Below are 23,836 nucleotides of genomic sequence, written 5' to 3'. Positions count from 1 at the left end.
AAATAGTTTCTATTTCTTTTACGAATGTGAAGTTAGTGTTTTATTATTGTAGAACATTTCCGAATTACGCTTTAACACATTAAATTGGTGGGGGACTGACCCTATTTAGGAGATTCTGGAAATTGCCGAAGGCAAGGGCCTGAATCTCCGGGCAGTTTATGGGAGGTTGGAGATTCTGGAAATTAGGTCGGCTTTTTTGTCAAATATAGAGCAAGCCAAACAAAACGTCCCCTTGGCTCCGAGAGATTTGGGCAAGGACTACCCTATATCTCTATTATAATGGATTTTTTCTTTTGGTACAATACTATATTGCAATTTCTTTAAAATAATCGTTATTTCATCGGTTTTCGTGGCTTGACATTTTAAGTATTAATTTATGCAAGGCTAGTGACCAAATATAAGCATTACCCCAGTAATTTTAATAAAAAGAGTTGTTAAAAACATACATTTATAGTATGCTTCAAGTAAGAATTACTTACCTGAAGGAGGAAAATATATGGACAAAGAAATAATGAGAATATCTACCAAGGGCCAGTTGACGATTCCTATTTCTATAAGAAAAAATCTTAACATTAAAGATGGAGATTATCTCCAAATTATAGTCGAGGGAGAAGAAATTCGACTAAAAAAGGTTAAAACCTCAAATCCTTTAAGTAAAGACGATCCAATGTGGGAACTGGTTGGAGCAGGTGAGAGTGGATATACGGATGTATCTCAAAAACATGACCAGTATCTGGCAGAAGGAGAAGCCAAGGGATGGAAAAAATAATGGTAGATACCAGTGCCATTTATGCATTACTGGATAGGTCTGACCGAATGCATGAAGAGGCTAAAAATAGTTTAATTAAATTGTCTAAAGAAAAAGTAATTACTATCATAACAAACTTTATCAAGGCAGAATCCCACGCTCTTATTTCCAGTAGACTAGGGCATGATTTAGCCAGGAAATGGCTAGGAAAAATGATATGGCCGGTAGAAAGGATAACAGAAGTAGATGAGAAAAGAGCTGTGGAAATAATTAATTATTATACTGATAAAACTTATTCTTTCACGGATGCGACTACTTTTGCAGCCATGGAACGTTTAGATATAACCAAGGCATTTACTTACGATAGGCACTTTGTTCAATATGGTTTTCATGTTTGGAATAACCTTTGATAATTTACAACAAAGGAATTGTCCTATGTATGCAGAGATAAGAAAGAATTAGTATAATTAGAAGCAGGCCCTATATTGTTACCATTGGAAACCATGTTTTTGTTAGATGAGGGAAACAATGGTTGTTATACTTTTAAAGAACCAATTGTGCAGCAACAGAGCGGACATCTCGAACAGGGGATGTCCACTCTTTATTTACCGGAATAATAAATGTAAATGAAGTACATGCCTGTAAAGAAATTTACACTACCGTTAAGTATTTATTACAGTAACAAATTCCTGCCATATATGCATATTATGTTACAACAGATTTGATACAAAGGTAAAAAATAATTTATGCGGGGAAGTTAGAATATTCAAAAAAAAAATTGAAAGGAAAAAAAAATATATGAAGGAAGAAAATATGAGAGAAGAATGCGTGGTCTGTGCAGAAGAATTTGAAGTTCATGATGATGATATTCTGCAGGGAAAAACAGGAAAACCAGTATGCCCGAAATGTAAAGAAGAGGAGGCTGTTAAGCATGACTAAACTATACCTCAGGGCAGGGCACGGAGGAGCATACAGCGGTGCTGCTGGTAACGGACTGGTAGAAAAAACTTAACCCTGGAGCATATACTGGCAGTTGCAAAAGGGTTGGCTGATTACGAATTAGAGATTAACCTTGCCAGGGATAGTGACAGGACCGTTTTAATCCGGGACAGCGTGGCAGAAGCCAACAGGTGGGGAGCAGACCTTTACTACTCTGCCCATAACAATGGGTTTACAGATAGTTCGGCAAATGGCTATGAAAGCTTTATATTTACTTCTCCATCCCAGGAAAGTATTGCTATTCAAAACGCAATTCATCTGGCCCAGGCTGCCGTTTGGACGGCGGAGGGCAGACGGGACAGGGGGCGGAAGCGGGCCAATTTTTATGAGCTAAAAGAAACCAGAATGCCTGCTATACTGGTGGAGAATGATTTTGTAACCAATACCGCTGATGCACGGCTGCTGAAAGATTCAAATTTTAAACAGCGGATCGTGGATGCTACAGTGAAGGCTTTTGCTGATTTCTATAAACTGAAGAAAAAGGTTTCTGAAGCCCTCTTGAAACGGGTATTTGTTAATGATACACAGGTAGGGGCTTTTCGTACCAATGAAGCATTAATCCGGTTTGTAACTCAGCTGATTGAAGAAAACCGCTATGATATTATCATTAGAGAGGTCAAGTAGGGAAGAACAAAAATCTATCAAGGCTGGTCTTAAAAGGGTTTTAAATAATTGTCTTTAATCTTAAAATTAGGTATACTTCTAATAGAGGTGATGTTTTTAAAAGGAGAACTTCTATACCAAGTTATAGAAAATTAGCAAATCAAATAGAGCTAAACTTGAGCACCTTAGAAGGTGCTTTTTTTATGCCCTTTTCAGCAGAACAGATTCTTTTTATTCTTAATATAGTAAAAAAGTGTCCCTTTTGATATCCCTGCCGCATTACAAATACTGTCTGTAGATGCTGCAGTATATCCTTTTTGAGCAAATTCCCTGATTGCAGTATTTATAATGTTTTTTCTTTTTTCAGCTGACAGCTTCATAAATGTCTTGTTCAAGTGTACATCCTCTTGTTCTACATGCAAATCATAAGAGAGAAAAATAATTATGGAGAACCGTTTTAAGCCTGAATAAGACAATAAGCTTATAGTAAACTTTATCTTGATAGTATTTACTTGATATGGTATGTTTATGTCATCCAAAAGGGAGTAGCAAGTGGCTTAGCCACTGGCTGTATCCGTCAATACGATACTGTTGAAGCGGCACAGTAATCCGGGTACAGTAATCATTTTATCGAATGATATGCAAGACTTTTGGCTCTTGATTAATGAGCCCAGTCTTGCATTTTTTATTTGTTTTTTTTTAGTAGTTTGACAATATGTTGATGATATCCAAAAGGGAAAGAAGTGTCTTTACTTGAAGCACTCAAATTACCATTATTTCAAGAATACCATAAAGGGCAGCCGTTTAATGAAAATCACCTTCGTCCCTGCCCGCTGCTGGATAACAAAGAACGTCTGGCAGAGATGGTAGAGAGATCAGTCGCGAAATCTACTGATTTACAAAACCCAGAAAACATTCGCGATCTGAGTGCAAAGTGTGAAAAGGCAGCGGAAAACTGGGCACCGGTATGATGGACCCCAATGTCAAGACACGATTTTTAACTTTTTAAGCGACACGGGGACCTCCTTTCTTGTTTAGTCTTTAGGGTCTTTAAATCTTTTAAAATATAAAAGTCTTTTTGTAAGTAGCAGAGGCTGTGGATATGTGGGCAACACGCAGTGTTGTCCAAGCAGGTGTGGAGCTTGTGGATAACCCTGCTTTTTGGGTTATCCATAAATCCACGCCTGCGGCATATCCACGGCCCAGGTTACGCAATCTGTTTCTGCTGCCAATAAGAATGGGCATAGTAGATATCTGCGGGTTTGCACTTATTCAGAGATTGATGCCCTCGCTCATAATTGTAGTAGCGGATAAAATCATCGATTCCCTGGCGGAGAGCTTTTGGTGTTTCATATTGCTTAATGTAGATATCTTCCCATTTAATAGTTCTAAAAAACCTTTCTGTAATCGCGTTATCGAGAGCCCTGCCTTTACCGTCCATACTTATCTTGATGCCGTGTTGTTTTAATGTATCGACATAGGTGGAGCTGGTGAATTGACTGCCCTGATCTGAATTAAGAATGATCGGCGCTCCGTGGTTGTTAACTGCTTTATTGACAGCTTTGATTACAAATTCTTTATTCATGGTTTGAGATAATTCATGTCCCACAATTTTCCGTGAATACCAGTCAATGATTATGACAAGATACATCCATCGGCCCTGCATAGCACAGTATGTAATGTCTATTCCCCAAACATGATTGGGGTGAGCCGGCGTAACGCTCCGCAGCAGGTAAGGGTAAACATATTGTGCCCTGTTGCGTTTGCTCAGATTGGGGCCGGGGCAAATGACTTTTATGCCCATATCCCTCATATAGCGTTGGATGCGTTTGCGGTTTACCTTAAAGCCCAGTTTCATGTCATTGATGTCATCCCTGATGCGCCTGGTTCCTTTAAATGGATGTTTTGTGTGAATTCTGTCGATCAGGTGCTTAATCTTAACTTCCAGTTCCGACGGTTCTTTCACTTTACGATACAGCCCTGTGCGGTTTAAGCTGAGAAGCTCAGCTTGTTCCTTAATGTTAGGGTCTGAATTATCCCAGTCTACCATTGCTGCCCGGTCCCTGACGGGGTATAATTCCTTTAGATTTTTTTTTCAGCCATTCCAACTGCGTAGTTAGACGGCCAACTTGAGAGTATAGGTTTTCAATTTCTTCTTCCTGCTGTTGTTTCTCTTTAGCAGCAGCTTTAGCGTTCTTAGAGGCGGCAAAAACTCTATCCGGATTTTCCAGCAATTCCTTCTTCCAGCGGTGGATCACGCTGGGATGGATATCATAATCTGAAGCAATATCAGTAACAAGGCGTTCTTCTTTAAGGGCCTCAAGTACTATTTTTAATTTTTCTTCTGGTGAATATTGGTTCTTTGGCATTGGGATATGCTCCTTTCCGGTTTGTCGTAATACTTCAACATCGGTGTCGCTTTTCCTCTGCCAAATCGTGTCTCATTTCCTGGGTCCATTATAGAAAGATAATGAATAAATTAGCAAAGGAATTATTAAAGAAAAATAACAGTAGAGAAAAAGCGATTTCTGATGATAACAAGGAAATTTATACAAATATGATTGTCTACTTACGAGGTTCTGATTTAACAGAATATAATCAAGAAGTTGTAAGAGAAGATATTATTGAATTAATTATAGATGGTCAGCAACGAGGTGATAATATTCAAAAGGTCATGGGGGGAAGGTATAAGGAAACCTGTGATGAGATTATTGAAGCTATGCCTAAGAAGACAAATAAAGATAAGATTATGGGGCACTTAGGTACCTCTCTTAATGTAATATGGATTTTAGGGCTTATTGCTTTAGTCAAAAACTTAGTAATTAGCTTCATATCAGACGAAGCTGCGTTTAATTTTGTCTTAACGGTTGGAGACGTTATAACTATACTTGCTATTATTCTTATAGCAAACTTTATTGTGTGGTTTATTACTAAAACGGCATTTAATTCTAAAAACAATAGTAAAGTAGTATCATTTTTGAAAGAATGGCTTATTGCGGGTGCCGCTTTCACTATAATAATACTAGGTAGTATATATTTTAAAACCATTATAGTAACCATTCCGTTATGGTTAGCAACGATTATAGTCATGTTCATTTTTGTTACTAGTAAAATAGTAAATGATAAAGTATAGTATGGTGTATTGATATAAAAAAACATATTGAAAAATCAAAAAGGTACGCGGAGGGAACCCCTATTCTCTTTTCTATTAATTTTGAAAGTGATGTTGAACAAGCGATTGAATTAATAAAATATAAGTTGTGCTGACAGAAGTACCGAAAGAATAATATGAATAACACTTGTTTAGTTTTTGATCAGAATATCGGGTTGTAGTATATTAGGGATAAAATCAGGGAGGTCAATATGGAGTACGCAGCAAAAAGTAAAGCAGTAAAATACCCACTCGTCCGGGTTATTGGAGTCTGGCTGATGTTAATTGGATCTGTTCTTGTTTTAGCAACTCTGGTTGGGGGCAGTTTTGAATTAAATCCGTTTGTCTTTATGATTGGTTATGGCCTTAGCCTTTATGTTACTGAGCTTAATCCTTATGTGAAGAGAAAATATAGTCTTAAGGGCGAAATGAACTCCCTGCAGAAAAAAATGGCTAAGTATGGTGATATCTCACTGTTTCCGTTGGTGTTTATTATGGGTGGATCGTTTATATCCAGCGGTGATTGGCGTATGGTATGGCTGGGTACTTTACTGGCCACAGGGATTCATTTTCTCTTGTTCATTCCTGTCCATGGCCGGGTTATGTTATACCTCAGTATATTGTGTTCAATTATACCGATTGCAGGAATATTTTTTGCAAATACACCGTTTTTAGTCTTTGGTCTTCTGGATGGAGTGGTGAAAATTAGCTTTGGATTATACATGTTCTATAGATGGGAGGCCTATCTGGCCGGAAACACCTCATTTGCTGAACAATCATAAAGTAACTTTTTTTTGGAATTAGAGAAAATTACCACCACAAAAATTTTCATCCTACTCTGCTTAATTTCTAGCTTTATTGGCAGCCTGTCAATAATTTCGGTAGCTTACCTCATAGACTGGACCGAGCATGTTGTCGGTTCCTCAGGTGCGGTTTTGGTAGAGATGTATGATAAAAAAGTTCTATATAAAAAAGCAGGATATTTCTTTGAGAGACACCAAGAGTCATTGGGAATAAAGAAAAATTTGTTGAGCGTAATGGAAAAAAGAACCGGTAATATGAAGAAATATCTAAATGAAGAAGCATTGAACGGGGACGGTGTCCTTGTTAAAAGATGGGGTTTAATCGTGCCGAAGACATTGCAGGAAGAGGGTGATGTTTTTGTTTAACCCAGACAGTGCGTAGATTAGAGTGTTCAGGCATGTTATATTACGCAATATAAAGCAAATTTGAGACTGGGCAATTATGAGAGAATGTCGGTTTTTTAACTGGTATTCTCTTTTTATATATATAGTTTGCGAGATTAATGGAATAAATAAAAAATGATTAAGGAGTTTGAAGCCAGGCACAGGAGGCATCTTTTTGGTGAGATTAAAGAATACCTGCTTGTGAAATACGGGCATAGGAACCGTTTCCATAAAGAAAACCGCTCTACCCCCTATAAACTGCTTGACTGCAGCTTTGCGCCATACCTCATGGAAGCCATCAGGCTGCGCTATCCCGAGTATTGCCGGAGCATGAAACGCCTATTGCCGTATTCTTTCCTAAAAGAGCGGTAACAGTCAGAGAAATTCCGATAGGAGGTGTGCCTGTTGAAGGTGATCAAGACCAAATCCACCATAAAGGACATCAAGGTTTTAGATAAAAGTGCAGATGTGACCCACAGGATGAAAAATGCCTTTATCTGCACTAAGGAGCAGGCGGAGCAGACCCAGCAGGCAAATCATGACAGTTATGTGGAGCATGCTGAGGATCAGGCGCAGGAAGGAGCAGCTACTCTTCTGCACAAAGTCGAACACGCAGCGGAGTATCAAGGTAGAAAAGGGATTAAGAAAATCAAGGAACACGCCATAGCACAGGTGAGAATAACAATTATACAAGTGCTGAAGATGGACATACAGGGGAACAAACATCATACTCTGAGACTCGCTATTCCCGGGCAGATAACCGAGTTGTAACTGATAAACCGAAGTTCAACCTAAAGCATAATTAGAAATTGAAAATAGCCTATTTTAGCTGATTTACCCAGGCAATGTAGTGTAGACTATTGGACATATTTATTGGTGATATATCCAAATAATTCTTGATATACGAGGCATTATCCCTTATAATAGTAGTATAGACTATTTAAGGGGGAATGCCGAGTGTTTGTTAAGATAACTCCCCGTAAAAAAGACGGGAAGACCTATTATTACGCTGAATTAGTAGAGTCTTACCGGGAACAGGGAAAGATTAAACATCGACGTCTACTCTACTTTGGTAGTGTAGACCAGGACACGGCCAAAAGGCTTAAGATCGCCTTTTCTCGTGATTTCGATTCTTTCACCAATATAGATAAGGTTGATTTTTCAACAGCTGTTCCTTATGGTAATTTTTTTCTTATCGATTCTTTAATTAAACAACTAGATTTATTGGAGCATTTTAGTTCCAAATTTGTTTCATCGGACCCTCATATAACCGTTCCTACTGCAATCAGGTATATTAAGGCTATGCTATTCCAGAGGATTATACAGCCGGACAGTAAATTGGCCCTTTTAGAATGGTTGCCACTGACACCGCTTAAGCATTTTCTGGATATAGAAAAAGTAGATTTACAGAGTTTATACCGCAGCCTAGAAATTCTTCAGGGAAACTTCAGCATAGTAGAACAGTATCTATATGATACAGCGGTTAAAAAGTTTAATCAGGACGATAAAGAACTTTATTACGATATAACCAGCAGCTATTTTGAGGGATGTAAGTGTATCATAGCTGAGTATGGCTATTCCAGAGATAAACGCAGAGATAGAAAGCAAATTGTGATTGGACTTGTCACCACCTCTGATGGATTTCCCATTAAATGCAAGGTCTATCCGGGAAATAGAGTAGACAAAACAACCGTTACAGAGGTTTTATCCGAACTGAAGGAAAAATACCCCATAGACGAGATTGTTTTTGTCGGTGATCGAGGGATGTTAACTGCTGATAATGTCGATGCAATTGAACAGCTTAATCAAAAGTATGTTATGGCCATCCCCCGGGCCTGGACCAAGAAATTTATTCAAAATACTTTCATTGATGAAAAAGAAATGAGAAAAATCAAAAAGGACCTTTATGCCGTATTTCTTCCTTCGGCAGAGAACCAAAGGCTTTTGTTATGTCTTAATACTCAGAAACGGGAAGACGACCAAAAATATCGCACATTTTGTATTGAAGCCATTAAAGAAGAGTTAGATAAGCTAAATAGTAGCCTGGGTAAAAACAAAAATATCAGCACTCGGGATGAAGCCATGAAAAGAGTGGGGCTTATCTTAAAGCTAAACTCTACCCGCAAATATTTCAGTGTAAAAACTGTTGACAGTAAAAAGAACAATCTGGGTTTTGAAATTCACTATGAGCTAAAAACAGCAAAAATACAAAGCGATGAGAAGTTGGATGGCACTTTCGTAATTCAATCCAATAAAAAAGATTACAGTGATGAAAAGCTTATAAACACATATAAAAATTTAAACAGGGTAGAAAACGCCTTTAAAGTAATCAAAAATGATCTAGACATCAGACCTGTTAATCATCGTAAAAAAGTAAGAGTTGAGGGGCATGTATATATCTGCGTATTGGCCTATTTTATAACTACTGCTATTGAGTATATTGCCATGGATAAAAAGCTTAATAAGTCTTCTCGGAAAATATTAAGACAGCTAAGCCAAATTAGCTTACTTGACATTAACCTGACTGACAGCAAAAAGAAGTATTCGATCACTACAGTACAAAAAGAACATAAAAAAATTCTCAATGCTTACAAAATTAAAAAAGTGGAAGTGCCAAATGTAGTATAGAATTTTTTTTAAAAAACAGCTATACATGGGAGCAATTTAAGTTATCGGGTTGAACTTCGGGATAAACTAGAGTTAACACGAGGCACCGGCATCACTTCCTCCAAAGAAAAGAAAGCCACCTCGACTACGTCTGGAGAAGCACCTGAGCAGTATCATACTCCAATACAGGCAAAACAGGCTGCACAGAAAAAAGCCTTCTCTTCCAACGCAAAGGAAACGGTGAAACGCAAATACACCCTGATCAGACCGAATGAACCGGTCAAGCGCAGATTCATTTTAAGCAGAGCAAAAGGGCGCTTTGCCAAGGCCGGGAAGATCCGGGCGGCGGGAAGAAAAGTGGCGCAAACCGTGAGTAGACAGTGTACCAAAAGCAGTTTCTGAAAGCCGTTTGGAAGGCTAGGTTTTTACAGGAGCCAAATATCTGAAAAAATATAAAAAAAGACCTTTACTCTAACCTTAGGTAAGAGTTTATACTTATTTTGGAGTTGAAAAAATGTCATATACAGTCCATGAAATAGCACAGTTATCAGGTGTAACCATTAAGGCAATGTATCATTATCATAAAATTGGACTGCTGAATCCTCAGAAAACAACAGAGGCAGGCTATCGGATTTATGGTGAAGAGCAACTTAATAGGTTACAGCAAATTCTTTTTTATCGTGAACTGAAATTTTCATTAGAGGATATTAAAAGTCTTCTGGCGGACGAACCAAACCGTTTGCATTGCCTGCAAAGTCAATATTCCCTTTTAAGAGGACAACAGCAGAGGATGGATGCTATTCTAAAAACACTGGAAACTACTATCCAGTACGAACAGAAAGGAGAACAAATGGATAAATCTGAAATGTTTCGAGGTCTTAACAAAGAAGAATGGGAAGAAGTGCTTGCCGAACAAAATGAGTATCTCAAAAAGGAGTATGATTATGATCCCCTTGAATCAAGGGAGGTTGAACCAGAAAAATTGAATGAACAAGCTGTTGAAGTTACAAAATTTCTATCATTTATGGCTGAGTCGCTAAAAACTGGTCGCAGGGCAGATGATCGTGAGGTAAAGATAGCCATTAAAAATCATATTGAGTTTATAAATGACAAAATTTATCCCACGGATTCAAAATCGTTTGTTGAGGAAGCTGAATTCTTTTTGACAGATGATTTCCACCGGAATATGTATGAGAGTCACCAAACCGGTCTTAGCTATTACATCTTTACAGCAGCAAAAATGTATGCAGCAAAAGAGGAATGTTAGTTACTCCTGCATTACATAGGGCAAGAAATCCTTGTCCTATGTAATCAATTTTCAATAACAGGGAAATTATTTTGGGGGTGAAATGATGAGTAAAGAGATCTCTATAAGTGTTCAAAATGTTATAAAAACATATGGAGGAAGTATCAGAGCACTGGATAAACTGAATTTCTATGTAAGCACAGGCTCTGTTTTTAGACTGGTTGGACCAAATGGAGCCGGTAAATCTACTGCTGTTAAGATAATGACTACGTTGACAAAAGCTGATTCAGGAATAGTTACCATAGCAGGACACGACATTTTGCAAAATCCTAATGAGATAAGAAAACGAATTGGATGCGTTTTTCAAAAATCCGGGGCGTTTTTAGATGGAACAGGTAGAGAAAACCTTACTTTACAGGGTGAGATATATGGTCTTAGAGGTCAAGGGCTAAAGAAAAAAGTAACAGAACTACTGGATTTTTTCAAGTTGATTGATGCAGCAGATCGTCACGTTGCAGGTTATTCCGGTGGCATGATGCGAAAATTAGATATTGCTATGGGACTGATTCATAGTCCATCGATATTGTTTTTAGATGAGCCAACTACTGGGTTAGATCCTGAGTCCCGCTCTGAGTTGTGGAAAACCATTGCATTTTTATCTAATGAAAAAAAAGTAACAATATTACTCACAACACACTATTTAGAGGAAGTGGATCATCTTGCCGACAGACTTGCCATTATTAACAAAGGAAAGATTGTGGTGGAAGGAGTCCCGGATGCCTTAAAAAGAGAACTTAAAGGAGATATTATCCAAATTTCTCTTTCAGAAGCAAATACCAATCTTCCATCACTTGAAACTTCTCTTCTTAATTTAAATGGTGTTAATCAAGCAGATCTTTGCAATGACAATATTAGACTTCGGGTATATGATGGCTCAAAGGTGTTGGTTGAAGTATTGCAGTTACTGTATGCAGTGAATACTCATGTATTATCTGCAACTGTTATTCCACCTTCTCTTGATGAAGTATACTTAAAGCATACTGGAGAGCACTACAAAATTAATCAGATTAGTCAGATGAATTCATAATTTTGAAAGATAATTTTCAGGAGGAGGGGTTCCATGCAATTTAATATATGTTACAATGTCAGGAAAATGTCACTAAGAAAACTTAGGCCGATGTTTAAAAATCCTTTGTCAATAATTTTATCCATGATTCAGTCAATTATATGGTTACTCTTGTTTGGATCTCTATTTTCAAAGATTACAAACATTCCTGGATTTATTACAGATTCATATGTTACTTATCTAATACCAGGTATTCTTGTAATGAACGCTTTATTTGCAGGCGTATTTTTGGGGATGGGAACTTTGTATGATATACATGTGGGTGTAATGGAGCGATTTTTGGTTGCACCTGTAAGTAGAGTTGCACTCATCCTTAGCGAATTAGTGTCTTTAGTTATCATCCAATTCATTCAGTCCGTTATTATTGTTTCGATAGGATACATTATAGGTGCCAGATATTCTTTCAATTTTTTTAGCTTGATATTGTTCATTACAATGCCAATTATTTTTGGTATGGCCATAGGAACTCTATCTATTAGTGCAGCATTGATTACCCAGAAGCATGAAGCTATGGTTAGTGTTATGCAGTTTTTCACATTACCACTTATGTTTCTATCCTCTGCCTTTATGTCACAAGATTTAATGCCTGATTGGATGATGTGGATAAGCAGATTTACCCCTGTGAATTGGGTTGTACACGTGGGAAGGTTAATGATGGAAGGTTGGGAAAACTGGATAGAATGGGCTTCAAGTACATCACTTATAATTGTCTTTTTAGTAGTATGTATTGTGTTTTGTTCAAAAACATTTCAAATTTACCAGAATAGACTATAAAATAAGCAAAAATGTCTGGCAGATTTATTTGATTTTTATATTATGATTGTTTCACAAAAAGCACTTTAATTCATTTAGTGATATAGTCGCTTATTGAAAACAATGAGAAACGGAATGAGTTTCTTTCTATACTTAGGGATTCCTCATTCAGAGGTATCCTTTTGGGACAGTCTGCTATTAGGCAGGCAAAATGCCGGGAAGTACTCTGTTTATTTCCAGATCATAATCCGCCTTTGTTGAGGAAGGATGAAATAATTAAAATATTACGTTGCAATGAATTTTGCTTCGTGGTATAATACTTTATATACTACCATATAATATATAGTAGTATACATTATACAAATCATCAGAAAATAGAAGAGTGGTGATATTTTGAATATACAATTTAAAAAAGGGGTGCTAGAGCTTTGTATCCTTGTGTTGTTGGAAAAGCAGGACCGATACGGGTATGAGCTGGTACAGAAAATCTCCGAACAGATTGAAATATCGGAAGGTACCGTTTATCCAATATTGAGAAAATTAACAAAAGAAAATTATTGTACAACATATATACAAGAATCCAGCGAAGGCCCTGCAAGAAAATATTACAAGTTAACTGATCAAGGGCATGAATACCTTCATCAGTTAGTTGACGAATGGCAAGAATTCTCTATAGGAGTTAGCAAATTGATTAAGGAGGGGAGCTCTAATGAGTAAAAAGGAATTTTTATCGCATTTATCTAGGCATCTACAAAATGTTCCGGCAAATGAAAGAGAAGATATACTACAAGATTATGAAGAATATTTTACTCTTGGAGAAGCCGAAGGAAAAACAGAAAGTCAGATTGCAGAATCTCTTGGTTCACCAAAACTATTAGCACGAGAGCTGCTGACTGCTTATCACGTTGATAAAATGGACGTAACCTCATCGGCCATAAATATTTTCCGTGCTGTGTGGTTTTTAATCGGTTTAGGCTTTGTGAACTTAATCATTGTTCTCAGCCCTTTTCTTGGGCTGTTTGCTTTGCTGGCGGCCGGATGGATGATAGGGGTAGTTGGTATTGCAAGTCCACTCAATATATGGAAAATCCAATGGCGGTAATATTGAAATTGAAACTGAACAAGAACCGATTGACTTCCGATTTGATGTAACAACAAATTCTGGTAATGTAAGCTTATTTAATCAATATAGTCAACAGGCTGTAATGGGCAAAGGCAATGTGCTCCAATTATGAAAAAATTGCTTAATAACCCGCGGAGTGTTTTACAGAGAAGTATAATAGTAATGGAAAAAGGGGCTGCCAAGCGTTTTACAGCGAAGGAAATTAAAAACTCTTATGTCTTAGCATGGAGAGCAGCGCCCGCAATTCTTTTTGGCTGCCTGGTATTTACCATGACCGCACCCTTGTATATTTGGACGATTTTGGGTATGTAGCATTTACAGAAGCCATGACATCAGCAAGACAAATACTTAAATATGTCTTGCTGATGTCATATTATCCTCTTATAATAAAAGTAAGAGGTGTGAAGATATGCAAATGAACAGATTATTTGAGATGGTATATTTACTGCTGGGTAAAGAGAGTGTTACCGCAGGTGAAATGGCAAAGTATTTCGAGGTTTCTTCTCGCACAATTTATCGTGATGTGGAGCTGCTGTCCTCGGCTGGAATTCCAATCTATATGACCAAAGGCAAGGGCGGCGGAATTTCTCTTTTACCTGACTTTGTTTTGAATAAAGCAGTGCTCACCGAAAATGAAAAGGCCGATATTCTTTCTGCACTGCACGCTATGGATGCTGTAAGTCTCCAAAAAACAGTTACGGCGGTCAAAAAACTTTCCTCCCTTTTTGGAAATGCTGATAGCGACTGGGTTGAGGTGGATTTTTCAGGATGGGCAAATGCAGAGGAAGAATCCAGGATATTCGCAACACTTAAAAATGCCATTTTGGAGAAATATACAGTACAATTCCTTTACCATGGTGGCGAAAGCAATATGCAGCGAGTGGTTGAACCTCTTAAGCTTGTGTTTAAGGGACAAGGTTGGTACTTCTATGGATATTGCCGAGTAAGAAGCGATTACCGATTTTTTAAACTTCGCCGTATTAAAAATCTAACAGTTCTAACAGAGCAATTTGAGCGACAAAAACCACCCGAAAAAGTATTTGATGGGGCTAAGGTGCTATTAGGTTTTAAATATAGAAAAATAACTAGAAGGAAAAGGGGAAATTTAAAATAAACTATTGACCTTTACGTAGCGTCATAGTTTATATTGTATATGAGATCAATAAGAGGCAAAAAAGTGATTGAAAAAAATCGGAGGATGAGAAAATGAAGATTAATATTCTGGATACGCGCAAGCTCTATATAGAGATGCTGTCGCTGCCTGACAATGAGCGAAGTTCCTTTTTTGATGAAGAGTTTTTGCAGCCTTTCGCCCCAATGTTTGAACTGACAAGAATGCCCCGCAGTACAGAAGCCTTATCCTGTTTGGCGCTATCGGGAGTGGACGACACCGCCAAAGATATGCTTAATCGGCTAATTACTGTGGACGCATGGAATGAAGCCAAAAAAACTATTGAATTTGCCATATTTAATCTGCAAAAGTTTGGAATAAAAATACCAGAGGAAATCACACTTGGTATCTTCTTGGGTGATCCTGTAAGACTTGCTCAAAGCGAAGGGTATACCGGAGTTGGCTCTATGCCCGGATATGTTCAGATAATAATTGTCCCTAACGCGCAAAACCTTCCAAAGCTCCCTGCGTGTATTGCCCATGAGTTTCACCACAATACACTGTTCTTGAACGTAAAATGGAATTTCATGAATGTAACATTAAGCCAATATCTGGCTGTCGAAGGTATGGCGGAAAGCTTCGCAGCGGAATTATATGGCGAAGACTTTATCGGGCCATGGGTGACGGGCATTGGGGAAGCGGATTTGAAAAAGGCGAATGAAATTATCGGAAAAAATCTTGGCGCTGCAGGTTTTATGGAAGTAAGAAAGTACATTTTCGGTGACCATCCAATGCTTCCCAAAAGCGAAGCGCTCGGTGTCCCCTATTGTGGGGGATATGCAGCCGGGTACCATGCAATACAAACCTATATACGCAAGACCGGCAAGACGATTACAGAAGTGACCAAAGACTTCATTGATGGAGAAGATATTGTAAAACAGTCAGGGTATTTTAATAATTCTAAGAAGGGATGAATATGGAATATACATCAATAAGCTGGCGAAGCTGTGGCTATCATTGCAATCTGCATGTTGACGCCGGACATAGCGTATCGAGCCTTGCATGTCGCCGGAGGAATACCGGAGCCAAGAAGCAAAGAGCCTACTGGAAAAGCTATCCTGCCGAACCGTCTATTATCCAGAAAGTACTACCATCAACCGGTTTTTCCCCCAAGAACGCGATAATAGCAACAGAAGGGAATAAGGTTGTTGCATCAACCTTGGGGCAGGAGGATTATCCCGCGATTGTGAACCAGTCCGACTCATCCGTTGCAAGTATTGATGATGTTTCAAATATAACCTATAAAGAGGCTCTGCTTCTTTCAGTAAAGTTATCTGATGAGCGCCACTTTACACAGGAAGAATGGAAGGACATCCTTACAAAGATTGAAAGCGGAGAAATTAAGCTGGAAGCCGAATAATAAGCAGTTTTGTTCTTAGCATACCAATGCTATGTTGCAAGCTGGCGGAATTGCCGCCAGCTTGCTTACACAAAATCTATCGGAGGTAAGTAAGCGTCAAACTGTGCCCACATAGTAATCTTCCATAAAATATGCGATAATTTTCCTCAAGTAAACCAAGTGAGGAGGATTTGCATTTATGACAAAAGAAGAACTGAGAAAAATGTGGGAAGCACGGGTATCGGCTTTTAGAGTCAGTGGGCAGAGCACCACAGAATGGTGCGCTACACATGATATTAAACTTCATCAGTTACGCTACTGGCTTCGCAAATATAAAAACATAGAAAACTCTGCTGCTCCAGCACAATGGATGTCAATAGAAATAGACAGTTTAGGTTCCAACCCTGGGAACGCCATGCTAGTAAGAATAGGCAAAGCAGCCATAGAAGTAAAACCAGGATTTGACAAACAGCTACTCTCAGACCTGGTAATGACATTAGCAGACATATGCTGAACGAAAATACCGTAGAACGGGTATACCTGGCCTGCGGAAGCACGGATTTGAGAAAGGCGATCGACGGATTGGCAGTTCTGGTAAAAGAAGGCTTTGAACTGGACCCCTTCTCCCCCTGTTTATTTGTATTTTGCAACAGAAAGAGAGATAAGCTAAAGATTCTTCATTGGGAACACAATGGTTTTTGGCTATATTATCGACGTTTGGAGCGAGGCAAATTCCAATGGCCGGAACAGCCCAGCTTTAAGCCGATAAAAATCAGCTGCCGTCAGCTGCGCTGGTTACTGGATGGTCTGTCCTTAGATCAGCAACAGGCTCATTCGGCAGTAACAGCTCGTACGGTCATATAAAACATAGCAATTTCACAAAAAACCACTGTTTTTAGGAGGAATTAGCCTTATATTAGTCGAATTAATAATATATGAAAACAAAACCTAAAAATACCGCCAATTCTATAGATTACTATCAAAAACGCTGCGAAGAACTGGAAAAAGAAAATGCCGAGCTTAATGCCAAGGTAAACTGGTTTTTAGAACAATTTCGGCTCAACAAACAGCGGCAATTCGGATCATCCAGTGAAAAGACCAATCCAGATCAAATGCAGCTTTTTGATGAAGCAGAGGTAGAAGCACAGCCCCTTCTGGCTGAGCCTACAATTGAAACCATTACTTACCAACGACGTAAGAAAAAGAAGGGCCACCGTGAGGCCATGTTAAAAGATCTGCCCGTGGAGACGGTAGAGTACCGCCTGCCAGAAGAAGAGCAAATCTGCTCTTGTGGTCATCCTTTGCACGAGATGAGCACGGAGGTCAGGCAGGAGCTTAAAATCATTCCCGCTCAGGTAAAGGTAGTAAAGCATGTGCGCTATGTCTATTCCTGCCGAAACTGTGAAAAAAATGAGACAAACAACAGTCCTATAGTAACTGCTCCAATGCCTAACCCTGTGCTAAAGGGGAGCCTGGTTTCCCCGTCGTTCATGGCCTACGTTATGAGCCAAAAGTATTTAAATAGCATGCCTCTTTATCGGCAGGAACAGCAGTTTAAGTACCTGGGAATTGAATTATCCCGTCAGACCCTGGCCAACTGGGTGGTCTACGGAGCTGATAAGTGGTTAAAACTTCTATACGACCGTATGCACACTCACCTACTAAATCATGAAGTGCTACAAGCAGACGAAACCACCTTGCAGGTGCTAAAGGAACCGGAACGGCCAGCAGAATCAACTTCATACATGTGGTTGTATCGAACCGGTCGGGAAGGGCCGTCCATCGTCCTCTATGACTACCAAGAGACACGGGCCAAGGTCCATCCCCACAAGTTCCTTTCCGGTTTCAAAGGTTATCTGCAGGTTGATGGCTACGCTGGCTACAACGGTTTATCGGACGTTACCCTAGTCGGTTGTTTGAGCCACGCAAGACGGAAATTTGATGAGACGCTTAAGGCTCTGCCTAAGTCCAAAAAAAATGCTGAAGTAGCAGCAAAGAAAGGCCTGGACTTTTGCAACCGCCTATTTGCTATTGAACGTGATTTAAGCGAAAAAACCTTTGATGAACGTTATGAAAAACGCCTGGAGCGCAGCCGTCCTGTGCTGGATGCTTTTTTAGCATGGCTTAATCAACAAAAACCGCAGGTGCTCCCAAAAAGCTCTTTCGGTCAAGCTATTAATTACTGCCTAAACCAGTGGGATAAGCTTGAAGCTTTTATGCTGGATGGTCGCCTGGATATTGATAATAATCGTGCTGAGCGCTCCATCAAGCCTTTTGTAATCGGAAGAAAAAACTTCTTATTTGCTAATACCCCCCGGGGGGCTAAGTCCAGTGCTACTATCTACAGTGTCGTTGAAACGGCCAAGGAAAATGGATTAAATCCCTTTAATTACTTGAACTATTTGTTTGAGAAACTGCCTAACATAGATATTGAAAAACAGGATATTCTGGATCAACTGTTACCATGGTCTGATACTTTACCTGATAGTTGCCGGTTAAAAAATAGGTAGTTTAAATACCCTGCCTTAATTAAGGTGGGGATTATTTTACGCTTACATATATAAAAAATATTTCTATGAATGTGTACGTTGATTTAGAGGCTTTGGTTACTGCTTTGCACGAGATAACAATTGATGAATACTCTGAGAAAAATTCAAACTATATTGATATTTCTACTCGTGTATTGGGTCTATGTTACGATGTGAGGCATGCTATGCAGGGGGACAGAGAGGTAGAGCTTATTGCCGAACCATTCAGCCTAACGAAAGAGGGGTGAACTATGCAGAAAACAAACAGTGAAAAAGGGAGCAAAGTAAGTAAGTGTTTAATTATTGTCTACTCATATCATCATTACAATACTGCTAAAATTGCCAGTAAATTTTCAGAGGTATTGAATGCACAGGTAAAGACACCAGAAGAGGTAATTCCCGAGCAGCTTAAGGATTATGATTTGATAGGTTTTGGGGCAGGTATAGACAGCGGAAAGCACTATAAGCCTCTGCTTGATCTTGCCGACAGATTGCTGGAAGTTAAGAAAAAAGCAGGCTTCATTTTCTCAACGAGTGCAGTACAAGGAAAGGCCAAGGTTGAAAAGGATCACTCATTGCTGAGACAGAAGCTGCAGTCAAAGGGTTTTTTTATTGTTGATGAATTCAGTTGCAAAGGGTTTAATACAAACAGTTTTCTCAAGTATTTCGGGGGAATGAATAAGGGTAAACCTGACGATTTAGATCTCAAGCATATTAATGCTGATACTCCCGAACTCGCTGTTTCGATATTTCCGGAATTTCGGGGATATGGAATTGGAGTCAAACTTATGAGAAAACTGTTTCAAGTTTTACGCGCAAACGGGTATAGGCAAACGTCGCTTTCCGTTCAAAAAGATAATCCGGCAGTACGGTTTTATACACGGCTGGGATATAGAATCACAGAAGAAAAACATGATCATGTGGGAAATGAAGACTATATTATGATGAAAGATTTGGTAAAAGCTATGAAATCTGAATTAACCAAAATTCCAGGTATCGGGGTTAATATGGCAGAACACTTGGTTCGGGCAGGTTTCCCAACAATAGAGTCTTTGCGAGGTAAGAATCCGGATGATATTTATGCCGCTGACTGCCATGCACAAGGTATGCCCGTGGATAGGTGTGCTTTGTACTGCTATCGTCTGGCCGTGCATTACGCCGATCATAACGGGCAATTGCCGGAGGACAAACAAAACTGGTGGGATTGGAAAGACTGATCATTTGATGAAGCAGACAGGAGAGGGGACCATGGTGCCTGTCACTTGATTTATTAAATTAAAAGGGAAGTAAGTTTCTACAATGGATTCAAAAACCTTAAGAGTGGCATTATTAATAAGGTCGCAAACGCTACAGGTAAAAATTCCAATAATAGAATTGTTGAAGATGAGCTATATGTTGCAGTAAAAATTAATGTTGACAATAAATAGAGTATTTAATAAAGGAAGGATATTTATGAATAGTTAATTGCTGAATATCTTATGAAGCGTAATATAGTCAGTGATCCAAAGGGAGAAGAAAAATTAGGCATAAAAAAATACTTTGAAAAGGTTACTCCCTGTGAAACTGTAGGTATTTTCTTTGCGTTGCTAACAGTTATCAATAGCATAATGATGCTTGCCGGAGCAGATGTACCCAAGGAAGGGGTTTTTGCATATGTACATTTGATGTCGAGACTAGGGATAATTACTTTGATTGTGACCCTAATCTCCTTTAGGGAGATTATTGCTCCTTTATATTTCGCTATATTTCTCATACATTACTGTTTCCTCAAGAGGTTTTCTTTCAGTGGCATGGTGGTCAGGACTTAAAAGCCCTTGTCAGGATAGCCCAAAAAAATTCAAAGTCCACTTAAAGCCTCCTCCTTTTGATTCTAGATCTTTAAAGGCAGCCTATGAACCAGAATTCTGGTAAGGCGGTCAGTGACAATTAACAGTAGCAGCATAGCTAAAAGATTGGCCCAGTAGCCCAGGTTGTAATAGCCAAGGATTAGAACGCTCCAGCCAATAAGGAGCCAATGTATGATGTAAAAACTAAAGATATGGCGGCTCCAAAAAACCAGTATATCCTTGAGTGCTCGGGGGATAACGGATTTTGCCAGGAATAAAAGGGCTACCCACAGCACAATCATGGATGTAAAAATTAAATTGCCCAATAAGTCATGATGGTAGTATTTGTAGTCGTCCTCAAAGCCAAGGTCGTATCCCTGAATATAACCGGTGGCAAACGAGGCAGCAAAGAATATGACAATGGCTATGACGGAAACCAAGAGATAAAACCGTTTTTTATTATTACATCTAATCAGGAAACTGCCAAAATAGACACCGACAAGGGGGTAGAAAGCCCAGATAAGTAAAGGGAAGCAGGAAATTATACCGGTGCCCCAAAAAAGACCAAGCAGAGCGTTTATGGTCTGATTGGCTGCGGTTATATCCTGGACAAAGTAGTGAAGAGCTGCAAATAAGACAGCTGCTAACGGATATAACCCCACAGGCAGCCGCAGTTTTTTAAAGAGGCCAATTACCATTAGACTAAGGCCGGCTAACATTAAAATGTCTACCACCAGAAGGTTGCCCATTAACCCTCCGTACCTTAAGGTTTCCGGGTCTACCAGGTTTAACCTAATGCCTAGGGATAGGGGAATAAAGCCACGAAGCGCATTGAGTAAATAACCCGCTGCTGTCAGCATTGCACCCCGTTTGATAAAATAGCCGGATTCTGTTCTACGGGAGTAGGCTACTCCTATGCCCATGGTAAACATGAAGACGGGAGCAGCTGGCACCCCGCCTAAAAAATGCACCAGGGCTCCGACAAAGGTTTCTTCTACTTGTGGGTTTGAAAGATATAGCAAAACATGAGCATTAAGCATGAAAAACACAGCCAGTCCTCGTGCCAAATCAAGTTCGACTTGCCTTTTGTTGTTAATCTTTTCTGCAGCCAGCATATTTTTATCTCCTTTTAATCTGCCTGATAAACCTTACGGTCAAAAAGTCTGAGCAGCAAGTATAACAGGATTCCGCAATAAAGCCACCCGGCAAGAAGTGTCGGAAGTATTGGTTTGCCTTCAGTAATTACCTGATAAAGTCGGCAGGGCCAATATAAAGGAACTATGCCTAACAGGTACTGCCAGGGCGGCAAGATATAAAAAGCTGCAATAGGGGCAATCCACAAGGCAATTGTACCTTTCATGAGAGCGAAGCCCTGTATTTTGTTTTCTGCAAAGCAGGCCACTGCAAAGGCCAGCAGCTGTGCCAGCGGTGCGGCGGATAGTGAAAGACCGAACAAGCTTAAAAGTCCCAAATCTGCCATGCCTGCTAGGAGCAGGGCTAACCATGTGCCCAAGAGCGAACCGAAAAACGGCAGCATTAGGTTGTAAAGCATATATTGCCCGGGTGCAACAGGGGTTACCAGCAACACAGACATTATTTTGTTATCTTTTTGATCCAAATGAAGAAACCCAGCAATGGCCCCGGATATTATGGGCAGAAGCAACAGAACGGAACAGACAGCTATAGCCGAATAGTAAGAACTTAAGTCCGCTGCAAAATAACTGCCCAGAGCATCAAGTGCTGCCGGCAGTCCCCAGCGCAGCAGCAGTCCAAGACCAAGGAGCATGAAGACCAGGTAACTGATATAGTCATCCCGCATAATGTTTTTTAAATCACTTTTCCCCAGTGTTTTAATTACCTGTGATGTTTTCATTGCTATCCCTCCATATCCCGAATAACCATACCCTGATACAATCTGATGCAGATATAACAGAGGGCAATTAAGCTGATTATTGAATACAGTACACCGTATGCCAACAAACCAGAATCAATAGGTGCAAAAGCCGACTGTAAAATTACTAATACTGCTTGAATAGGATGAAGAAACAAAAGAGGACTCTCAAATTGTGCCAGCCCTGTAATTAATGATAAAGAGGCAAGAGCACCGTACAGTACGGAAGGCAGCAGGTATTCTTCCAAGGAATTATAGCTAGTGACACTGATAAAGCCTATTAGTGCATAGAAAGCGGAAGCCAATAAAATGCTGCTAATAAAAGGGAACCAATTAAAATTAATCCCGTAAAGCACAATTGCCAGCACAACGCTTTCTATAACTGCCAAAAAACTAAGAGTGATTATTTTAGAGCAGAGATAATGCAGGGGAGAAAAGGGCATAACTGCACGTATTACAGAAACACCTTCGTCTTTTTCCAGCAGCACCTGTGCTGCGATAAAGTAGTAAGCTGTCATGTTCATATATATAAGTATTGCCAGCGGCAAAAGCCAGCCCCAATCAACTTCAGGCAGGCGGCTTAAGCCAAGTGCCACAAGAAATAACACAAAAAAGGTAGCCGTATAGAACCCATTTCTAAGCTGGATTAAAAAGTCACAGTAAATAGTGGAGAGAAGCTGTTTCATGTCAGATTTCTCCCTGTTACCTTAATAAAGATATTTTCCAGGGTGGCATCTTTGCTATGTATGGAAAGCACCTTGTGCTGCCGGATAAATGATAAAAACGATTCATTATAGCCCAGCCCTTCCAGGGGGAAGTCTGCAGTCATTTGGGTGCCGCTTTGTAGATACCTTACCTGGACAACAGGTTCCTGGTGTTTAATTGCAAGTTCAGTAGGATTTGCAGTAAGCTTCAATTTGCCTTCCACAATAAACCCTACCCGGTCACATAGCTCAGCTGCAACACTCATATCGTGAGTTGTCAGAAAGACAGTTTTGCCCTTTCTTCGCAGCGATAAAATGATATCTTTAACTTTGCGGACATGAAGTGGATCTAAACCGGAGCTTGGTTCGTCAAGAAACAGGACAGCAGGCTTATGGATTAAAGCGCGAGCAAGGCTGAGGCGGTTTTTCATGCCCTTTGAAAACCTGCCAACAGGGATATCAGCGCTATCGTGCAAGCCAAGCTCTTCCAGTATTTCTATGGGTTCTGTAGTGGCTTTGCTGTAGAGGGAGGCGAAATAGTTTAGGTTTTCTAATGCAGTTAGCTTGTTAAAATGATGAGGCAGCTCAAAAGAGACACCAATTTCTTCATAGAAATCCCGTTTAAATTGATTTAAACTATGCCCTAAAACTTTCACTGTTCCCTGATAACCCTTTAAGAGCCCTATGAGGATTTTCTGCGTGGTTGATTTCCCCGACCCGCTAGGACCAAGAAAACCAAAAACTTCACCCTGTTTAACAGAAAAACTCAAATCGCAAACGGCAGGGGCAGCACCTTTAGGATAAGTGTAAGAGAGCTGTTTTACCTCAATCATC

31 protein-coding genes and 3 pseudogenes are annotated in these 23,836 nt (G+C 39.5%); 28 read left to right on the top strand and 6 right to left on the bottom strand.

Annotation, left to right across the window (positions count from 1 at the left end; all coding sequences use genetic code 11):
- Positions 1 to 496: 496 nt before the first annotated feature.
- The 5 genes from HUE98_RS08125 to HUE98_RS08110 all read left to right on the top strand — a co-directional run bounded on the left by HUE98_RS08125 (position 497) and on the right by HUE98_RS08110 (position 2,371).
- Complete coding sequence (locus HUE98_RS08125; protein ID WP_241423335.1) at positions 497 to 769, top strand: AbrB/MazE/SpoVT family DNA-binding domain-containing protein; 273 nt, start codon at positions 497 to 499, stop codon at positions 767 to 769.
- The gene (locus HUE98_RS08120; protein WP_241423334.1) at positions 757 to 1,158 is read left to right on the top strand and encodes a type II toxin-antitoxin system VapC family toxin; all 402 of its coding nucleotides are present in this window, start codon (positions 757 to 759) and stop codon (positions 1,156 to 1,158) included. The genes HUE98_RS08125 and HUE98_RS08120 overlap by 13 nt, the downstream gene beginning before the upstream one ends.
- Positions 1,159 to 1,233: 75 nt before the next feature.
- Positions 1,234 to 1,365 (top strand): hypothetical protein, encoded by a 132-nt coding sequence (locus HUE98_RS17610; RefSeq protein ID WP_277623715.1) that lies wholly within the window; start codon positions 1,234 to 1,236, stop codon positions 1,363 to 1,365.
- 181 nt (positions 1,366 to 1,546) lie between these two features.
- Positions 1,547 to 1,687, top strand: a complete 141-nt coding sequence (locus tag HUE98_RS08115; RefSeq protein WP_241423333.1) for a hypothetical protein — start codon at positions 1,547 to 1,549, stop codon at positions 1,685 to 1,687.
- A 75-nt stretch (positions 1,688 to 1,762) separates the two neighbouring features.
- Complete coding sequence (locus HUE98_RS08110) at positions 1,763 to 2,371, top strand: N-acetylmuramoyl-L-alanine amidase family protein (RefSeq protein WP_407080309.1); 609 nt, start codon at positions 1,763 to 1,765, stop codon at positions 2,369 to 2,371.
- A 191-nt stretch (positions 2,372 to 2,562) separates the two neighbouring features.
- Here the strand turns inward: HUE98_RS08110 and HUE98_RS08105 are convergent, their stop codons facing one another.
- Positions 2,563 to 2,745: a TetR/AcrR family transcriptional regulator gene (locus HUE98_RS08105; protein ID WP_241423331.1), complete on the bottom strand. Its 183-nt coding sequence runs from the start codon at positions 2,743 to 2,745 to the stop codon at positions 2,563 to 2,565.
- Between the two features lie 342 nt (positions 2,746 to 3,087).
- On the opposite strand from HUE98_RS08105, the pseudogene HUE98_RS08100 reads away from it, so the two are divergent.
- Positions 3,088 to 3,321: pseudogene (locus HUE98_RS08100) on the top strand (radical SAM protein); the annotation flags it as partial.
- Between the two features lie 236 nt (positions 3,322 to 3,557).
- On the opposite strand, the gene HUE98_RS08095 reads toward HUE98_RS08100, so the two are convergent.
- A protein-coding gene (locus HUE98_RS08095) for an IS3 family transposase (RefSeq protein WP_407080262.1) occupies positions 3,558 to 4,719 on the bottom strand; the annotation gives its coding sequence in 2 pieces (ribosomal slippage) (positions 3,558 to 4,446 and positions 4,445 to 4,719; 1,164 coding nt in all).
- A gap of 101 nt (positions 4,720 to 4,820) precedes the next feature.
- On the opposite strand from HUE98_RS08095, the gene HUE98_RS08090 reads away from it, so the two are divergent.
- From HUE98_RS08090 to HUE98_RS07985, 22 genes and pseudogenes are all read left to right on the top strand, one after another.
- A complete protein-coding gene (locus HUE98_RS08090; protein WP_241423330.1) occupies positions 4,821 to 5,483 on the top strand; it encodes a hypothetical protein in 663 nt (220 codons plus the stop codon).
- A 230-nt stretch (positions 5,484 to 5,713) separates the two neighbouring features.
- Positions 5,714 to 6,283, top strand: coding sequence for a DUF6609 family protein (locus tag HUE98_RS08085; RefSeq protein WP_407080278.1), 570 nt, complete (start codon positions 5,714 to 5,716; stop codon positions 6,281 to 6,283).
- 12 nt (positions 6,284 to 6,295) lie between these two features.
- Complete coding sequence (locus tag HUE98_RS08080; protein ID WP_241423328.1) at positions 6,296 to 6,670, top strand: hypothetical protein; 375 nt, start codon at positions 6,296 to 6,298, stop codon at positions 6,668 to 6,670.
- Between the two features lie 153 nt (positions 6,671 to 6,823).
- Entirely contained in the window at positions 6,824 to 7,060 is a 237-nt protein-coding gene (locus HUE98_RS08075) for a DUF6075 family protein (RefSeq protein WP_241423327.1), read from the top strand.
- Positions 7,061 to 7,093: 33 nt separating this feature from the next.
- Complete coding sequence (locus tag HUE98_RS08070; RefSeq protein WP_241423326.1) at positions 7,094 to 7,459, top strand: hypothetical protein; 366 nt, start codon at positions 7,094 to 7,096, stop codon at positions 7,457 to 7,459.
- Between the two features lie 186 nt (positions 7,460 to 7,645).
- On the top strand, positions 7,646 to 9,316 hold the full coding sequence (locus HUE98_RS08065) for an IS1634 family transposase (RefSeq protein WP_241420383.1): 1,671 nt from the start codon (positions 7,646 to 7,648) through the stop codon (positions 9,314 to 9,316).
- Between the two features lie 493 nt (positions 9,317 to 9,809).
- On the top strand, positions 9,810 to 10,562 hold the full coding sequence (locus HUE98_RS08060) for a MerR family transcriptional regulator (protein ID WP_241423325.1): 753 nt from the start codon (positions 9,810 to 9,812) through the stop codon (positions 10,560 to 10,562).
- Between the two features lie 85 nt (positions 10,563 to 10,647).
- The gene (locus tag HUE98_RS08055) at positions 10,648 to 11,628 is read left to right on the top strand and encodes an ATP-binding cassette domain-containing protein (RefSeq protein ID WP_241423324.1); all 981 of its coding nucleotides are present in this window, start codon (positions 10,648 to 10,650) and stop codon (positions 11,626 to 11,628) included.
- A gap of 33 nt (positions 11,629 to 11,661) precedes the next feature.
- A complete protein-coding gene (locus HUE98_RS08050) occupies positions 11,662 to 12,441 on the top strand; it encodes an ABC transporter permease (protein ID WP_241423323.1) in 780 nt (259 codons plus the stop codon).
- A 372-nt stretch (positions 12,442 to 12,813) separates the two neighbouring features.
- A complete protein-coding gene (locus tag HUE98_RS08045; RefSeq protein WP_241423322.1) occupies positions 12,814 to 13,137 on the top strand; it encodes a PadR family transcriptional regulator in 324 nt (107 codons plus the stop codon).
- Positions 13,130 to 13,522 carry an HAAS signaling domain-containing protein gene (locus tag HUE98_RS08040; protein WP_241423321.1) on the top strand — a complete coding sequence of 131 codons (393 nt, stop codon included), beginning with the start codon at positions 13,130 to 13,132 and terminating at the stop codon, positions 13,520 to 13,522. The genes HUE98_RS08045 and HUE98_RS08040 overlap by 8 nt, the downstream gene beginning before the upstream one ends.
- Positions 13,523 to 13,645: 123 nt before the next feature.
- A pseudogene (locus HUE98_RS18005) lies at positions 13,646 to 13,774 on the top strand (rRNA adenine methyltransferase); the annotation flags it as partial.
- Positions 13,775 to 13,855: pseudogene (locus HUE98_RS08030) on the top strand (DUF3852 family protein); the annotation flags it as partial.
- A gap of 121 nt (positions 13,856 to 13,976) precedes the next feature.
- The gene (locus HUE98_RS08025; protein WP_241423320.1) at positions 13,977 to 14,657 is read left to right on the top strand and encodes a helix-turn-helix transcriptional regulator; all 681 of its coding nucleotides are present in this window, start codon (positions 13,977 to 13,979) and stop codon (positions 14,655 to 14,657) included.
- 92 nt (positions 14,658 to 14,749) lie between these two features.
- A complete protein-coding gene (locus tag HUE98_RS08020) occupies positions 14,750 to 15,628 on the top strand; it encodes a DUF2268 domain-containing protein (RefSeq protein ID WP_241423319.1) in 879 nt (292 codons plus the stop codon).
- 2 nt (positions 15,629 to 15,630) lie between these two features.
- Positions 15,631 to 16,074 (top strand): hypothetical protein, encoded by a 444-nt coding sequence (locus tag HUE98_RS08015; RefSeq protein WP_241423318.1) that lies wholly within the window; start codon positions 15,631 to 15,633, stop codon positions 16,072 to 16,074.
- A 178-nt stretch (positions 16,075 to 16,252) separates the two neighbouring features.
- The gene (gene tnpA / locus HUE98_RS08010) at positions 16,253 to 16,567 is read left to right on the top strand and encodes an IS66 family insertion sequence element accessory protein TnpA (RefSeq protein WP_241420451.1); all 315 of its coding nucleotides are present in this window, start codon (positions 16,253 to 16,255) and stop codon (positions 16,565 to 16,567) included.
- Positions 16,561 to 16,917 (top strand): IS66 family insertion sequence element accessory protein TnpB, encoded by a 357-nt coding sequence (gene tnpB / locus HUE98_RS08005; RefSeq protein WP_241420450.1) that lies wholly within the window; start codon positions 16,561 to 16,563, stop codon positions 16,915 to 16,917. Before tnpA ends, tnpB begins: the two co-directional genes overlap by 7 nt.
- A 71-nt stretch (positions 16,918 to 16,988) precedes the next feature.
- The gene (gene tnpC / locus HUE98_RS08000) at positions 16,989 to 18,563 is read left to right on the top strand and encodes an IS66 family transposase (protein WP_241423317.1); all 1,575 of its coding nucleotides are present in this window, start codon (positions 16,989 to 16,991) and stop codon (positions 18,561 to 18,563) included.
- Positions 18,564 to 18,628: 65 nt separating this feature from the next.
- Positions 18,629 to 18,829 (top strand): DUF6904 family protein, encoded by a 201-nt coding sequence (locus tag HUE98_RS07995; protein WP_241423316.1) that lies wholly within the window; start codon positions 18,629 to 18,631, stop codon positions 18,827 to 18,829.
- A gap of 3 nt (positions 18,830 to 18,832) precedes the next feature.
- Positions 18,833 to 19,798, top strand: a complete 966-nt coding sequence (locus tag HUE98_RS07990; RefSeq protein ID WP_241423315.1) for a GNAT family N-acetyltransferase — start codon at positions 18,833 to 18,835, stop codon at positions 19,796 to 19,798.
- A gap of 261 nt (positions 19,799 to 20,059) precedes the next feature.
- Complete coding sequence (locus HUE98_RS07985; RefSeq protein WP_241423314.1) at positions 20,060 to 20,389, top strand: hypothetical protein; 330 nt, start codon at positions 20,060 to 20,062, stop codon at positions 20,387 to 20,389.
- Between the two features lie 62 nt (positions 20,390 to 20,451).
- Here the strand turns inward: HUE98_RS07985 and HUE98_RS07980 are convergent, their stop codons facing one another.
- Genes HUE98_RS07980 through HUE98_RS07965 form a run of 4 tightly spaced genes read right to left on the bottom strand, consistent with a single transcriptional unit; the run spans position 20,452 to position 23,835 of the window.
- Positions 20,452 to 21,522, bottom strand: coding sequence for a heparan-alpha-glucosaminide N-acetyltransferase domain-containing protein (locus HUE98_RS07980; RefSeq protein WP_241423313.1), 1,071 nt, complete (start codon positions 21,520 to 21,522; stop codon positions 20,452 to 20,454).
- A 14-nt stretch (positions 21,523 to 21,536) separates the two neighbouring features.
- The gene (locus HUE98_RS07975) at positions 21,537 to 22,280 is read right to left on the bottom strand and encodes a hypothetical protein (protein WP_241423312.1); all 744 of its coding nucleotides are present in this window, start codon (positions 22,278 to 22,280) and stop codon (positions 21,537 to 21,539) included.
- 2 nt (positions 22,281 to 22,282) lie between these two features.
- The gene (locus HUE98_RS07970; protein WP_241423311.1) at positions 22,283 to 22,984 is read right to left on the bottom strand and encodes an ABC transporter permease; all 702 of its coding nucleotides are present in this window, start codon (positions 22,982 to 22,984) and stop codon (positions 22,283 to 22,285) included.
- Positions 22,981 to 23,835, bottom strand: a complete 855-nt coding sequence (locus HUE98_RS07965; protein ID WP_241423310.1) for an ABC transporter ATP-binding protein — start codon at positions 23,833 to 23,835, stop codon at positions 22,981 to 22,983. Before HUE98_RS07965 ends, HUE98_RS07970 begins: the two co-directional genes overlap by 4 nt.
- Position 23,836: the final 1 nt, after the last annotated feature.

Source organism: Candidatus Contubernalis alkalaceticus (genome assembly GCF_022558445.1).
In the GTDB taxonomy this organism is placed as follows: domain Bacteria; phylum Bacillota; class Dethiobacteria; order SKNC01; family SKNC01; genus Contubernalis; species Contubernalis alkaliaceticus.
This window is presented reverse-complemented; position numbering and strand designations above follow the sequence as displayed.